At 67.7% G+C, this 13,685-nt stretch carries 13 protein-coding genes; 7 read left to right on the plus strand and 6 right to left on the minus strand.

The window, feature by feature from the left end:
• Positions 1 to 170 precede the first annotated feature (170 nt).
• Positions 171 to 1,391: an acetyl-CoA C-acetyltransferase gene (locus DFQ14_RS17890; RefSeq protein WP_114454463.1), complete on the minus strand. Its 1,221-nt coding sequence runs from the start codon at positions 1,389 to 1,391 to the stop codon at positions 171 to 173.
• A 193-nt stretch (positions 1,392 to 1,584) separates the two neighbouring features.
• Entirely contained in the window at positions 1,585 to 2,508 is a 924-nt protein-coding gene (locus DFQ14_RS17895) for an SGNH/GDSL hydrolase family protein (protein ID WP_114454464.1), read from the minus strand.
• A gap of 252 nt (positions 2,509 to 2,760) precedes the next feature.
• On the opposite strand from DFQ14_RS17895, the gene DFQ14_RS17900 reads away from it, so the two are divergent.
• From DFQ14_RS17900 to DFQ14_RS17910, 3 genes are all read left to right on the plus strand, one after another.
• Positions 2,761 to 4,128 carry a cystathionine beta-synthase gene (locus tag DFQ14_RS17900; protein ID WP_114454465.1) on the plus strand — a complete coding sequence of 456 codons (1,368 nt, stop codon included), beginning with the start codon at positions 2,761 to 2,763 and terminating at the stop codon, positions 4,126 to 4,128.
• Positions 4,129 to 4,223: 95 nt separating this feature from the next.
• Positions 4,224 to 5,735 (plus strand): hypothetical protein, encoded by a 1,512-nt coding sequence (locus DFQ14_RS17905; protein ID WP_114454466.1) that lies wholly within the window; start codon positions 4,224 to 4,226, stop codon positions 5,733 to 5,735.
• Between the two features lie 191 nt (positions 5,736 to 5,926).
• Entirely contained in the window at positions 5,927 to 7,066 is a 1,140-nt protein-coding gene (locus DFQ14_RS17910; RefSeq protein ID WP_114454467.1) for a cystathionine gamma-synthase, read from the plus strand.
• A 59-nt stretch (positions 7,067 to 7,125) separates the two neighbouring features.
• Here the strand turns inward: DFQ14_RS17910 and DFQ14_RS17915 are convergent, their stop codons facing one another.
• Positions 7,126 to 7,392: a hypothetical protein gene (locus tag DFQ14_RS17915; RefSeq protein WP_179951609.1), complete on the minus strand. Its 267-nt coding sequence runs from the start codon at positions 7,390 to 7,392 to the stop codon at positions 7,126 to 7,128.
• A gap of 200 nt (positions 7,393 to 7,592) precedes the next feature.
• Here DFQ14_RS17915 and ilvA point away from each other — a divergent pair, with 200 nt between their 5' ends.
• Positions 7,593 to 8,804, plus strand: coding sequence for a threonine ammonia-lyase (gene ilvA, locus DFQ14_RS17920; protein ID WP_114454468.1), 1,212 nt, complete (start codon positions 7,593 to 7,595; stop codon positions 8,802 to 8,804).
• Positions 8,805 to 9,029: 225 nt separating this feature from the next.
• On the opposite strand, the gene hppD is transcribed toward ilvA, so the two are convergent.
• Entirely contained in the window at positions 9,030 to 10,175 is a 1,146-nt protein-coding gene (hppD, locus tag DFQ14_RS17925) for a 4-hydroxyphenylpyruvate dioxygenase (protein ID WP_114454519.1), read from the minus strand.
• A 243-nt stretch (positions 10,176 to 10,418) separates the two neighbouring features.
• Between hppD and DFQ14_RS17930 the strand changes: the two genes are divergently transcribed.
• Positions 10,419 to 10,916 carry an Lrp/AsnC family transcriptional regulator gene (locus tag DFQ14_RS17930; RefSeq protein WP_114454469.1) on the plus strand — a complete coding sequence of 166 codons (498 nt, stop codon included), beginning with the start codon at positions 10,419 to 10,421 and terminating at the stop codon, positions 10,914 to 10,916.
• Between the two features lie 70 nt (positions 10,917 to 10,986).
• Here DFQ14_RS17930 and greA read toward each other — a convergent pair whose 3' ends face one another.
• Positions 10,987 to 11,475, minus strand: coding sequence for a transcription elongation factor GreA (gene greA, locus DFQ14_RS17935; RefSeq protein WP_179951611.1), 489 nt, complete (start codon positions 11,473 to 11,475; stop codon positions 10,987 to 10,989).
• A gap of 178 nt (positions 11,476 to 11,653) precedes the next feature.
• Positions 11,654 to 12,091 carry a DUF4307 domain-containing protein gene (locus tag DFQ14_RS17940; RefSeq protein WP_257233754.1) on the minus strand — a complete coding sequence of 146 codons (438 nt, stop codon included), beginning with the start codon at positions 12,089 to 12,091 and terminating at the stop codon, positions 11,654 to 11,656.
• A 260-nt stretch (positions 12,092 to 12,351) separates the two neighbouring features.
• On the opposite strand from DFQ14_RS17940, the gene mca reads away from it, so the two are divergent.
• Complete coding sequence (gene mca, locus DFQ14_RS17945; protein ID WP_114454471.1) at positions 12,352 to 13,236, plus strand: mycothiol conjugate amidase Mca; 885 nt, start codon at positions 12,352 to 12,354, stop codon at positions 13,234 to 13,236.
• Complete coding sequence (locus tag DFQ14_RS17950) at positions 13,233 to 13,643, plus strand: hypothetical protein (RefSeq protein ID WP_338072625.1); 411 nt, start codon at positions 13,233 to 13,235, stop codon at positions 13,641 to 13,643. Before mca ends, DFQ14_RS17950 begins: the two co-directional genes overlap by 4 nt.
• Positions 13,644 to 13,685: the final 42 nt, after the last annotated feature.

The raw sequence follows: 13,685 nt of genomic DNA on the forward strand, positions 1-13,685 counted from the left end.
AGACGAACGAAGGGCGCCTGCTCCCCACGGGGAACAGGCGCCCTTTCTCGTCTCGTCGGCTTGGTCGAGTCGCTCCTGTGTACTCGAAGGCCACGCTCAAGCAATCAGCCCGAGCGGCTGCCCTGCCACGCACGCAACCGGCACCGCCGCACAAATCAGCCCGAACATTTTCAGGAAAGCCGCTCCAGCACCATGGCCATGCCCTGGCCACCACCGACGCACATGGTCTCCAGCCCGAACTGCTTGTCGTGGAACTGCAGGGAATTGATCAGGGTGGTGGTGATGCGCGCACCGGTCATGCCGAACGGGTGGCCGACGGCGATCGCGCCGCCGTTGACGTTGAGCCGCTCCAGGGGGATTCCCAGCTCCTGGTAGGAGGGGATGACCTGGGCGGCGAAGGCCTCGTTGATCTCCACCAGGTCCATGTCACCGGCGCTCATGCCCGCCCGGCCCAGTGCCTGCTGGGAGGCCTCCACCGGGCCGAGCCCCATGATCTCCGGGGACAGTGCCGATACGCCGGTCGACACGATCCGGGCCAGCGGGGTCAGACCGAGCTGCTTGGCCTTCTTGTCGCTCATGACGACCACGGCAGCCGCACCGTCGTTGAGCGGGCAGGCGTTGGCCGCCGTGACCCGGCCATCCGGGCGGAACACCGGCTTGAGCCCGGACACGCCCTCCTTGGTCACGCCCGCGCGCGGGCCGTCATCGGTGTCGGCGACGGTGCCCGACGGGGTGGTGACCGGGGTGATCTCGCGGGACCAGAAGCCGTTGGCGATGGCCTTCTCGGCGAGGTTCTGCGACCGCACGCCGAAGTCGTCCATCTCGTCGCGGCTGATGCCCTTGGCTCGGGCCAGGTTCTCGGCGGTCTGACCCATCGGCAGGTAGACATCGGGCAGCTTGTCGAACTCGCGCGGGTCGGTCCAGTTCTCGGCGCCTTCCTCGGCGACCTGCTTGGTGCGGGCCTGCGCCTCGTCGAAGGCCGGGTTCTGGGTCTCCGGCAGCGAGTCGGAGTTGCCCTTGGCGAACCGCGAGACCATCTCGACGCCGGCGCTGATGAACACGTCTCCCTCACCGGCCTTGATCGCGTGCATGGCCATGCGGGTGGTCTGCAGGCTCGACGAGCAGTATCGGGTGATGGTGGTGCCGGGCAGGTGGTCGTACCCGAGCAGCACGGAGACCACGCGGGCCATGTTGAAGCCCTGCTCTCCGCCGGGCAGGCCGCAGCCCAGCATCAGGTCGTCGATCTCCTGCGGATCGAGTTCGGGCACCTTGTCCAGTGCCGCCCGCACGATCTGGGCGGTGAGGTCGTCCGGCCGGCTGTCCACCAGCGATCCCTTGCCCGCCCGGCCGATGGGCGAGCGGGCGGTGGCCACGATGACTGCTTCGGTCATGGGGAGCTCCTTCGGTTCTCCTGCTCTCGGACAAGTTCGCCGCCGGGGGAAGCTTCCCGTGTGAGAGGCGAGCCTGTGCGACCGGGCAGGTCCGGACGCACCTCGGAATATCCCGCACTCCAGGGGCTTCCTGTCGCTGTTCGGTGACGGCAATCACCCTACTTCATGGTAACCGACCAGTTGGTACGCCAGGTCATGCGTCTGCACGGCGGCGCAGGTGCCGGTTCAGGCGCGCGATGAGCCTGCGCGTGGGCCGCCGCGCCTCGGCTGCCGAGGACCGCGTGGGAGCACTCGGCACCGGTGCGCCTTCCCACGCCCCGATCGCATGGCACAGGGTGGGCAGCAGCATGGTCGCGGCCGCTTCGTATCCGGCTGCCGACGGGTGGAAACGGTCGTGGCTGAAGAACTCGGCGGGACGGGTGAGGAACTCCGGCGACAGCAGGTCGGCCAGCGGGACAGCGTGCCCCCCGGCCTGCTCGACAGCCCGGCGCTGGGCTTTGGCCAGGGCAAGGCTGACCGAGCGGACGACGGCACGCAGCGGCTGCGGAATCGGCCGGATCGCACCGAGGTCCGGACAGGTGCCCACGACCACGGCGACCCCCTCGGCGGTCAACCGCTCCACGGCCTGGCCGAGAAGCAGGGCACTCGCCCGGATCGGCAGCCGTGAGGTGACGTCGTTGGCGCCGATGAGGATCAGAGCCAGGCGGGGTGGCTTGCTGAGCACACTGTCCACCTGCAGGGACAGTTCCCGGCTCGTGGTGCCCACGATCGCGTACGTGGTCAGCGCGACCGGCCGTTCGAGTTCCTCGGCCATACCCCGGGCGATGAGCACGCCCGGTAGCTGATCCGGGAGGTCGACGCCGAGGCCGGCAGCCGAGGAGTCCCCGAGTATCGCCAGTTCCAGCGGCTCCGCGTCGCCGTGCGATGCCGGGACGCGCGTCTCGTGCCCCTCCGGGTAGTGCACGCGGTCGGCGCGCAGGGGGCCCGAAGTCGGAGGACCGATGACTCGCCGTGCTCGCCGGGACTGCTCGTTGAGCAGCCCGTAGGCAGCGCCGGACAACCCCCCCACCGTGCCTGCCGCAAAGACGGCGAGCCGCAGCATCCTCGGCCCGATCATCGTCCCTCCTGTGCGATGGTCCGCGATACGCGCGCCAGTCACTGCACAGCGTGCTCCGCATTTCGGTGATCCGCTCGGTTTCGGTGCCCGTTCAGGTGGTAATGAGCGGTGTGCACCCGAGAGAACAGTGTGACCCGGAGAGGTACTGTGGGCGCGATTCGTCCCTGCTCGTGTCGGCCTTCCGGGTTAACCGTGCGGGAGACGATCAAGCCCCCGCCTCACAGGCTCGTAACGAGGGAGAGGACTCGCGCGGTGGAGTACGTCGAGCATGTGACCGACCTGGTCGGTAATACCCCGCTGGTACAACTGAACACGTTGAGTGCGGAGCTGGAGACGCCGGTCCTGGCCAAGGTCGAATACCTCAATCCGGGCGGGAGCGTGAAGGATCGCATCGCGCTGCGGATGATCGAAGCCGCCGAAGCTTCGGGGGAGCTGCGGCCGGGCGGCACGATCGTCGAACCGACCTCCGGCAACACCGGCGTCGGGCTGGCCATGGTGGCCCAGCGCAAGGGGTACCGCTGCGTGTTCGTCTGTCCCGACAAGGTCAGCGAGGACAAGCGCAACGTGCTGGAGGCCTACGGCGCCGAGGTCGTCGTCTGCCCGACGGCGGTGCCGCCCGAGCATCCCGACTCCTACTACAGCGTCTCCGACCGGCTCGCCGAGCAGGACGGTTACTGGAAGCCGAACCAGTACGACAATCAGTCCAACCCCGAGTCGCACTACCACTCCACCGGCCCGGAAATCTGGGAGCAGACGCAGGGCCGCATCACCCATTTCGTCGCCGGGATCGGCACCGGCGGCACCATTTCGGGTGTCGGACGCTACCTCAAGGAAGTCTCCGGGGGGCAGGTGCGGATCGTCGGAGCCGATCCGGAGGGTTCGGTGTACTCGGGCGGCAAGGGCAGGCCGTATCTGGTGGAAGGGGTCGGCGAGGATTTCTGGCCGAACACCTACGACAGGGAGATCTGCGACGAGATCGTGTCGGTCACCGATGCGAACTCGTTCCTCATGACCCGCGAACTCGCCCGGCAGGAGGCACTGCTGGTGGGCGGTTCGTGCGGGATGGCCGTGGCGGCGGCTCTGAGTGTCGCGGAACGCGCGGACCCGGACGATGTCGTCGTCGTGCTCCTGCCCGATGGTGGCCGCGGATATCTGACCAAGGTGTTCAACGATTCCTGGATGGCCTCCTACGGTTTTCTGTCGCCCGATCACACCGGTGGTTCGGTCGGCGATGTGCTGCGCCGCAAGGACGGCACCATCCCGGAACTGGTGCACGTGCATCCGAAGGAGACCGTCGCCGAGGCGGTGGCGATCCTGCGCGAGTTCAGTGTTTCCCAGATGCCGGTGGTCAACGCGGAACCGCCCGTCATGGCCGCCGAGGTGGCCGGCGCCATCAACGAGCGCGACCTGCTGGATGCGCTGTTCGCCGGGCGAGCCAATCTCGCCGACCGGGTGGAAGAGCACATGTCCCCGCCGCTGCCCACCATCGGTGCGGGCGAGGAGATCAGCGCCGCGATGTCGGCACTGACCAATGCGGACGGTGCGATGGTGCTCATCGACGGCAAACCGGCCGGTGTGGTCACACGGCAGGATGTTCTCGCTTTTATTGCCGGTCGATGAACGGTCGTACTGATCGATGACTACGCTGGCGCGCAATCGGATAACGTGTGCGCGACGTACAGCCCAGGTTTATGCCAAGGGGGTCGGAAAACCCGATGAGCTCTCCGCAGCCGCCGGATGGCGGTCAGCAGGAAAAGCAGCCGCAGGAATCCGGCGAGCAGCCGGACGGCAATCCCGCCAACGCGGGCGAGTCCTCTCCGGACTCCACCCAGACGGTCTCTTCGCGGATGGATCCCCAGGAGCAGGAACAGCATCAGGACGAGGCACAGCAGGGCGCGGAAGTCTCCAGTGCGGGTTCGACGCAGGTCGTGCAGCCCGTGCAGCCGCCGCAGGGGCAGTCCGTCGAGCAGTCGCAGTCTGCTCAGGATTCCGGGGGTTCGACGCAGGTCGTGCAGCCCGTGCAGCCGCCGCAGGGGCAGTCCGCCGAGCAGTCGCAGTCTGCTCAGGACTCCGGCGGTTCGACGCAGGTCGTGCCGCCGGCGATGCAGCCACCGCAGCCCATGTACGAGCAGCCCGGCCTGTCCGGTCAGCAGCAGCCCGGGGCCTATCCCGCGCAGTCGCCACAGCAACCGCAGCAACCCGGGATGCCCGGCCAGACGGGGCAGCCTCCGATGGGAGGTGTGCCCGCATCGCCGAGCGGTGGTTTCCCGGCACAGTCCCAGGCCGGGCAGCCCCACCAGCCCCACCAACCTCAGCAGCCCCAGCAGCCCGGCGGCTTCGGCGCCCCGTCGCCTCAGGCAGGCTACGGTCAGGCCGGCTATGGCCAGCACGGCTACGGTCAGCCTGCATACGGTCGGCCCGGCATGGCCGGCTACGGCAGGCAGGATGATGACAGCAACAAGCCCGTCGCGATGGCCGCGGCCTGGACAGCGGTCGGCCTCGGTGCGCTGAGTGTCCTGTTCCTGGTCATCAACCTGTTCAGGATCATCGGTGCGTACAACGAGCTCAAGCAGGTCCAGGATCAGCTCGGCGGTATGGCCGAGCAGTACGGGATCACGCCCCCCGAGCCCTCGCTGCCTCCGCTCGGGTTGCTCGTGACGATATCGATCATTCAGCTCCTCGTCGCCGTCGTGATGATCGTCGGAGGGATCCTGATCCATGGCCGCAAGACCAAGGGTCCGATCTTCGTCGCCGCTGCTTCGGGGGTCTTCGTCCTCGCGGGGATCATCAGTCTGATCGCCTACGGCAGTACGATCGGCTTCATCTCGCTGGTGCTGGCCGCGGCACCGGGAGTGCTCGCGATGCTCCCGCAGACCCGGGCGTATGTCTCCGGCGGCGCACCCCGGGCCGCTGCGGGTGTCTATGGTCAGCAGTTCGGTGGTCCGCAGGCGGGCGGCTTCGGTCAGCCGCATCCCGGCCAGCCGCAGCCGCAGCCGTACGGCCAACCTCAGCAGTTCGGCCAGCCGCAGCCGTACGGGCAACCGCCGCAGTACGGCCAACCTCAGCAGTTCGGTCAGCCGCATCCCGGCCAGCCGCAGCAGCAGCCGTACGGCCAGCCGCAGCCGTACGGCCAACCTCAGCAGTACGGCCAGCCGCAGCCGTACGGGCAGCCTCGGCAGCCCGGCGGGTACCCGCCGCAGCAGCCGGGACAGCCGCCCCAGTGGTGATGCTGCGATGACCGCCCGAGTGGCACACGTGGCCCCCGACCTCTCGGTCGGGGGCCGGCGTTGCTCGGCCGGCCTCGTACAGCAACACCTCCAGCAGCCGTGCCCTCAGCAGCAGTACCGAGGGTGATGTGTCCGCCTCCGGGTGCCAGCCGGGAGAGAAGTGAGCGGGCAAGGGTCGTACGCTGCTGTACATGAGCGACGGCTTCGCCACCCGCGCGATCCATGCGGGCCAGGAACCAGACCCCACGACCGGCTCCGTCATCACGCCGATCCACGCGACGTCGACCTACGTCCAGGACGGCGTCGGCAACCAGCGCCAGGGTTACGAGTACTCGCGCACGGGCAACCCCACGCGCTCGGTGCTGGAGGAGTGCCTGGCGTCCCTGGAAGGTGGTACGTACGGGCGCGCGTTCGCTTCCGGCATGTCGGCCACCGACGCGGTGCTCCGGGCGACCCTGCGTCCCGGGGACCACATCGTCATTCCGGATGATGCCTATGGCGGAACCTTCCGGCTCGTCGACAAGGTGCTGACCGGGTGGGGAGTGGAATACACCCCGGCACCGGTGACCGATGTGGATGCGGTGCGCGCGGCGATCCGGTCGAACACCAAGGTGATCTGGACCGAGACGCCGACCAACCCGCTGCTCAACATCGCCGACCTGCCTGCGATGGCGCAGCTCGCCCACGACACCGGCATCCGGCTGGTCGTGGACAACACCTTCGCCTCACCGCATCTGCAGCAGCCGCTGGAGCACGGCGCGAGCATCGTCGTGCACTCCACGACGAAGTATCTCGGCGGGCACTCCGATGTGGTCGGGGGCGCGGTGATCACCTCGGACGAGGAAATCGCGAGCCAGGTCGCGTTCCTGCAGAACACCGCCGGTGCCGTTCCGGGGCCGTTCGATGCGTGGCTGACCCTGCGCGGCTTGAAGACCCTGGCGGTGCGCATGGAACGGCACAGCCGGAATGCCGAACATCTGGTGGCCGCACTCCGGGAGCACCCGAAGGTCGCGAAGGTCTTCTATCCGGGGATGGAGGAACACCCGGGGCACCAGGTCGCGGCCAAGCAGATGCGTCATTTCGGGGGCATGGTCTCGTTCACCCATGCCGACGGTGAGCAGGCCGCGATCGACGCCTGCGCGCGTACGCGCCTGTTCACGCTGGCCGAGTCGCTCGGTGGCGTGGAATCGTTGATCGAGCATCCCGGCCGGATGACCCATGCGAGCACTGCGGGTTCCCTGTTGCAGGTTCCCGCCGATCTGATCCGCGTGTCCGTGGGGATCGAGGAGTCGGAGGATCTGGTGGCGGACCTCCTTGCCGCCTTGGAGTGACCTGGAGGGATGCCGGGCCGGTGAGGTGGAGCAGCGCGTGACCGGCTCTCGCCCGCCCTTCAAGGGCGGAGGGGGGAGTCGGTGACGGCTGCCTCACCCAGGGGGCGGGGAGCGGGCTGCGGGGGATCATCCGGTGTGACCGGGATGTCCTCCGGGGTGATACAGCCTCCGACCAGTTCGACGACGCCGTCGTGAACCCGGTAGATGCCGGGGTTGTCGCATCCGGCGTGGACCACGGCGAATACCGCGGCCCCGGACAGCACAGTTGCCATGGCAATGCCTGTGGCCAGGGGAATCGCGCCCGGGGTGGGGGTCAACCGTGCCATGGGTCCTCCCGGGAACAACGGTGCCGTGACGCGGCGCCACGCGAACACCCGGTGAAGCATGAGCACCGGGTGACGGCCGATGACGTCGTTGTTGAGAATACCCAACATTCTGCCCGGTAAATCTCTCCTCGCTCCGCCCTCGAGCGCGGCCGTGGCCGTGCGTACCGGGTCGAGCGGAGTTCGGGTGGCAGGATGGGCTCATGTCTCTGGTCGATGTGCAACGAGTCCGCGCGGCCGGTGAGCGATTGGCCGGGGTCGTGCGCCGAACACCGCTGGAACATTCCCGGGTGCTCGGTGAGCAGTGCGGTGGCGCAGTCCACTTGAAATGCGAGAATCTTCAGCGCACCGGCTCGTTCAAGTTACGCGGCGCCTATGTGCGGCTGTCCGGGCTGAGCGCCGAACAACGTGCGGCCGGGGTGGTTGCCGCCAGTGCGGGGAACCACGCGCAGGGGGTCGCGCTGGCAGCCACCCTGCTCGGTATTCACTCGACCGTGTTCATGCCCGAGCAGGTGCCGCTGCCCAAGTTGGCCGCCACGCAGTCGTACGGTGCCGAGGTCCTGCTGCGGGGATCGGCGTTGGAGGAAACGCTCGGTGCGGCGCGCGAGTACGCCGAGCGCACCGGTGCGGAGTTCATCCACCCTTTCGACCACGATGACATCATCGCAGGGCAGGCCACTGTCGGGGTGGAAATCCTGGAGCAGTTGCCCGAAGTGCGCACGATTGTGGTGGCAGCGGGCGGGGGCGGTCTGGTCGGTGGCATCGCGGCGGCGGTCAAAGCGCTGCGACCGGAGGTGCGGGTGATCGCGGTTCAGGCCGAGCAGGCCGCCGCATGGCCCGGCTCGCTCGCGGCGGGCAAGCCTGTCCGGATCACCGGTACGCAGACGATGGCCGACGGTATCGCCGTCGCCGAGCCCGGGCCGGTGACGTATGCACACGTGTCCGAACTCGTCGACGATGTGATCACCGTCAGCGAGGAATCGCTGTCGCAAGCGTTGCTCCTGTGCTTGGAGCGCGCCAAACTCGTGGTCGAGCCCGCCGGCGGTGCCGCTGTCGCCGGGCTGCTCGAACATCCGGAACGGCTCACCGGGCCGAGCGTCGCGGTGCTGTCCGGGGGCAACATCGATCCGTTGCTGTTGCTCCAGGTGATTCGGCACGGTATGACCTCGGCCGGTCGCTACCTGTCGCTGTGGGTGCGGTTGCCGGATCAGCCGGGAGCGCTGGCCGCCTTGCTGGCCGAGATCGGCGGGCTTTCGGCCAATGTCGTCGACGTCGAGCACTCGCGTATCTCCGGTGCTCTGGGGATCGGCGAGGTCGAGGTCGAGATCAGTCTGGAGACGCGCGGCCCCGAGCACCGTGAGCATGTCGTCACGCAGCTCGAGGCCGCCGGCTTCACCGTCGTCGCCAAACGCTGAAGGGGCAACGGTTCTCCTTTGACTTGTACTTTTTCCTCTTTCGCTTGTTTTTCTTCGCGCGGGTGGCCAGCCCGGGCAAGGTGACCACCTCCGGCGCCTCAGGTGGATGCATTGCAAGGCAGGGTCTCTCGCCGCGTATCGACATACTCAAGAGAGGCCCAACGCCGCAAGGCGCCATCTGAGGCGTCGGTTCGGTGACCACCTACTCAGATGGCGATCCCATCCTTAAAGGTTGCCGCGGAGTTCCTGTTCCCGCTCGATCGCCTCGAACAGCGCCTTGAAGTTGCCGATGCCGAAGCCGAGTGAACCGTGGCGTTCGATGAGCTCGTAGAACACGGTGGGCCGGTCGCCGATGGGTTTGGTGAAGATCTGCAGCAGATACCCGTCCTCGTCGCGGTCGACCAGGATGCCGTGCTCCTTGAGCGTCTCGATCGGCAGGCGTACCTCGCCGATCCGTGCCCGCAGCTGCGGGTCGTCGTAGTAGGAGTCCGGGGTGGACAGGAATTCGACTCCGGCGGCGCGCATTTCGGTGACCGTGCGCACGATGTCCCCGGTCGCCAGCGCGATGTGCTGGCAGCCCGAGCCGCCGAAGAATTCCAGGAACTCGTCGATCTGTGATTTCTTCTTGCCCAGGGCGGGTTCGTTGAGCGGGAACTTCACCCGGTGATTGCCGTTGGCGACGACCTTGCTCATCAGCGCCGAGTAGTCGGTCATGATGTCGTCGCCGACGAACTCGGCCATGTTCACGAAGCCCATCACCCGGTTGTAGAAGTCGACCCACTGGTCCATCTCGCCCATGGCGACGTTGCCGACGCAGTGGTCGATGGCCTGGAACAGCCGCTTCGGTGCGTCGGCGGGTTTGCGGTAGCTGCCGTGCCGGGTGACATAGCCCGGAAGGTAGGGCCCGGAGTAGCCGGATCGGTCGATCAGCGTGTGCTTGGTTTCACCGTAGGTGGCGATGGCGCCCCTGCGTACCGTGCCGTGCTCGTCGGATACGTCGTGGGGCTCTTCGAGCACGGTCGCCCCCTGGGACCGGGCGTGCTCGATGCACTGGTCGACGTCGGCGACCTCCAGGGACAGGTCGATCACGCCGTCACCGTGCCTGCGGTGGTGGTCGGCGGCCGGGCTGGCGGGGTCGACGGCGCCGATGAGGACGAAGCGTGCGGACCCGGACTTGAGCACATAGGCGCGGTGATCGCGGTTGCCGTGCTCGGGACCGGAGTAGGCCACCAGGTCCATTCCGAAGGCGACCTGGTAGAACAGCGCGCTCTGGGTGGCGTTTCCGACGATGAACACGACCGCGTCCATCGCCTTCACCGGGAACGGATCCTGGGAGGCGTCGTGGTCGACCAGGCCGACGAGCTGCTGCATCTGATCGAAGGTGACGTCGTCGATCTCTCCGGTCCGGCTGCCGTGGTGGACGGTGTCGGTCACGGTGTCCTCCTGTGCTGTGGAAAACCTGTGCGGATCAGCGTGTGACGGCTTTGCATCCTGAGCAACAGGAGGAAGAATTGCTGTGCAACATGGTCAGTATTGTCGGCAATCGGGTGTGCTCCACTGCACATCCTGCACAGCTCTGTGCGATCCGAGCACTCCGGGACGGAAAGGTGCGGTATGGCAGGCGCGGGCGAGGATGCCTTGGACGGACTGGATGCCCGGTTGCTGCTGTTGCTGTCCGATGAACCACGGCTGGGGGTGCTGGAGTGCTCGCGGCGGCTCGGTGTGGCGCGCGGCACGGTACAGGCACGCATGGATCGTATGGCCCGCCGCGGGATCCTGCGGGGATTCCCACCCGAGCTGGACCTGGCGGCGATGGGTTACGGCCTGACGGCTTTCGCCGTGCTGGAGATCTCGCAGGGGCAGCGTGCCGCGGTCTCCGAGCGGCTCGCGGCGATCGACGAAGTGTGCGAGGTGCACGCGACGACCGGGCAGGGGGATCTCTTCGTGCGCATGGTGGCCCGGTCGAACGCGGACCTGCAGCGGGTGATCGACACGGTGGTCGCCGTGCCCGAAGTGCGACGGACCTCGACCTCGATAGCGCTGTCCACGCCCGTGGCGCCGCGGGTGCGGCCCTTGCTGGAGCGATTGGCTGCGGAGTCGGCACCCGAGTGAGAGGGGCCGGGTGAATGCACTTCGGCCGGGCCCGAGCGCACTCGAACCCGGCCGAAGTACCGAGTTTGCCTCAGCCCGTGAAAGGTTCGGCCTTGATCAGGGTCACCTGCATCGTGCCCCCGTTGGGCAGGTCGTACTCCACGGTCTCGCCCTCCTCGGCGTCCAGCAACGCCTGTCCCAGGGGAGAGCTCGGGGAGTACACCTCGAGCTCGCCGTGGGCGCCTTCCTCCCGGTTGGCCAGCAGGAACTGCTCGTGTTCGTCCTCACCGTCGTAACGGACGGTCAGCACCGATCCGGGGCGCGCGACTCCCGACTCCGTGGGCACATCGCCGACCTTGGCCGTGCGCAGGAGTTCCTGAATCTGACGGATGCGGGACTCCATCTGTCCCTGTTCCTCGCGCGCCGCGTGGTAACCGCCGTTCTCCTTGAGGTCGCCTTCCTCCCGCGCCTCGTTGATCTTCTGGGCGATCACCGGGCGGTCGGCCACGAGCGCATCGAGCTCGTTCTTGAGCCGATCGTAAGCATCCTGCGTCAGCCAGGTCGCCTGCATCTCGCTCACGGTCACCACTCCTCGTCGACGACGGCTCCGCGCTCCGCGGGCCGGAACCTCCCGAACCTGGAAAGGCACGGATATGGAAAAACACGGCCCGTGCTGGGGCCGTGCTGTCTCCGACGATAACACGGCCACGGGCCGTTGGGGGTGAATTTTCCCAGTTGCAGTGGTTGTCCGGCGTTCTTCACCCACTTGGACGCGTCGGGGTGGACAGATATTCCGGGACGGTGTAAGAGCAGCCGTGGACGTTGCCGGACACCGGAGGTGCGGAGGTGGTCACGACCGTGACCGGATGGGCCGTGCCCTCGGAGGGCGGCACCAGAATTTCCTTGCGGCCGGTCTCCGTGCCGTCCAGTGATCTGGCGCGTACGACACACACCGCGGGACGCTGCGGAAAGTCCCGGCGCACCTCGAGGGTGATCCGCAACGAGTTGTCGTCGAGGGCCTGGTAGGTGAGCCGGTTGGCCTCGATCGGCGCGCTGCCCAGGTTGCTGTAGGCCACGAGCGCGACGCCCACCGACACGACGAGCGCGACGGCGCTCAGGGACCACCGCAGCAGGCGGTTCGAGCGCTTGCGAGCGCGCGAGCCGTACCGCCCTTCCGGGAGCTGCGGGTCTGCCACGTGTCCGGAACCTTTCGGATCTCGCCGTGTGCGTCGGTGCCCCACGCGGGGATTTCCTGTTACGGATCTTCCCGGAATCCGCCGCGAGGATCCGCCGCTGCCTGCCCGGTGCGCTGCCGGGAACGAGCAACCCCTGCCGACGCGAGTGTCGGACCCGCGGGAACAATGGAGGAAGACTTCCACGTTGAGTATCCCCGGAGTGCTCCGGTCACTGTCAGCGGGGGCCGGTGGTGAGGCGAAACAGGAGGGATTACCGGGCGATGGCCGAGAAGCTGCGTCTGATGACCGTGCATGCGCATCCGGACGACGAGTCCAGCAAGGGTGCCGCCACAACCGCGCGCTACGTGGCCGAGGGGCACGATGTGATGATCGTCACCTGCACCGGGGGTGAGGCCGGCAGCATTCTCAATCCGGCCATGGAACGGCCCGATGTGCTCGAGAACATGCCCGAGATCCGCCGCGAGGAGATGGCCCGCGCAGCGGAGATCCTCGGGGTGCAACACCGCTGGCTGGGATTCGTCGACTCCGGGTTGCCGGAAGGCGATCCGCCGCCGCCACTGCCCGAAGGGTGCTTCGCCCTGGAGCCGCTGGAAAACATCACTCCCGAGTTGGTCACGGTGATCCGCGAGTTCCGGCCGCACGTTCTCGTCACCTATGACGAGAACGGGGGATACCCGCACCCGGACCACGTGCGCTGCCACGAGGTGTCGATGGCGGCGTTCGACGCCGCGGGTGATCCGGAGCTGTACCCGGAGAGCGGAGAACCGTGGCAGCCGCTGAAGCTGTACTACTCCCACGGCTTCTCCCGTAAGCGCATGCAGCTTTTTCACGACGCGCTGCTCGAACGTGGACTCGAATCCCCGTATCATGAGTGGTTGCAGAAGTGGGACGCCGCCGCCCGCCCGGATCCACACGACCGGGTGACCACGCGGGTCGAGTGCAGCGAATACTTCGAGGTACGCGACGATGCGCTCCGCGCGCACGCCACGCAGATCGATCCGAACAGCCGCTGGTTCGCGACTCCGCTGGATATCCAGCGTGCGGTGTGGCCGACCGAGGACTACGAACTCGTCCGTTCACTGGTGGACACCACGTTGCCGGAGGACGACCTGTTCGCCGGAGTACAGGAGAGAGTGGGCGCTTGAGCGGCATCGAGACACTGAGTGGCATCGAGACACTGGCCACCGTCCTGGCGCAGCCGGACTTCCCGGGGGGCGAGCCTTCCGGAGGACAGGGCGAGGGATTCGGCAAGTCCACACCGCTGGGCTTGTTCCTGCTGCTCGCCCTGTTCATCGCCGTGGCGTTCCTGGCCCGCTCCATGACCACGCATCTCAAGCGGGTGCCGACCCGGTTCGACCAGGACAGGGCCGCTGCGGCGGCACCGGCGCGGGTCAAGCGTGCCGAAGCGGCCAGGGCCGCACAGGCCGCGGAGAACGCCGAGCAGGGCGAGGGTTCCGAGGACAACGCTGCAGGTGAGGACGATGCGGCCGCAGCCGAGGGGGACGGGTCCGATCCGGTGAGCCGGCCCGGCGGTGGGCAGGAGACCACCTGAGGTCTCGGCCGGTCCCCACCCGGCTCCTCGGGCAGCCCTCGC

It is taken from the genome of Halopolyspora algeriensis, assembly GCF_003337235.1.
Classification (GTDB): domain Bacteria; phylum Actinomycetota; class Actinomycetes; order Mycobacteriales; family Pseudonocardiaceae; genus Haloactinomyces; species Haloactinomyces algeriensis.

Excerpts from the sequence above, each read along its gene's own strand:
- DFQ14_RS17890 (WP_114454463.1), bottom strand. The coding sequence starts at position 1,391 with ATGACCGAAGCAGTCATCGTGGCCACCGCCCGCTCGCCCATCGGCCGG.
- DFQ14_RS17895 (WP_114454464.1), bottom strand. The coding sequence starts at position 2,508 with ATGATCGGGCCGAGGATGCTGCGGCTCGCCGTCTTTGCGGCAGGCACG.
- DFQ14_RS17905 (WP_114454466.1), top strand. The coding sequence starts at position 4,224 with ATGAGCTCTCCGCAGCCGCCGGATGGCGGTCAGCAGGAAAAGCAGCCG.
- DFQ14_RS17910 (WP_114454467.1), top strand. The coding sequence starts at position 5,927 with ATGAGCGACGGCTTCGCCACCCGCGCGATCCATGCGGGCCAGGAACCA.
- DFQ14_RS17915 (WP_179951609.1), bottom strand. The coding sequence starts at position 7,392 with ATGGCACGGTTGACCCCCACCCCGGGCGCGATTCCCCTGGCCACAGGC.
- ilvA (WP_114454468.1), top strand. The coding sequence starts at position 7,593 with ATGTCTCTGGTCGATGTGCAACGAGTCCGCGCGGCCGGTGAGCGATTG.
- hppD (WP_114454519.1), bottom strand. The coding sequence starts at position 10,175 with ATGCAGCAGCTCGTCGGCCTGGTCGACCACGACGCCTCCCAGGATCCG.
- DFQ14_RS17930 (WP_114454469.1), top strand. The coding sequence starts at position 10,419 with ATGGCAGGCGCGGGCGAGGATGCCTTGGACGGACTGGATGCCCGGTTG.
- mca (WP_114454471.1), top strand. The coding sequence starts at position 12,352 with ATGGCCGAGAAGCTGCGTCTGATGACCGTGCATGCGCATCCGGACGAC.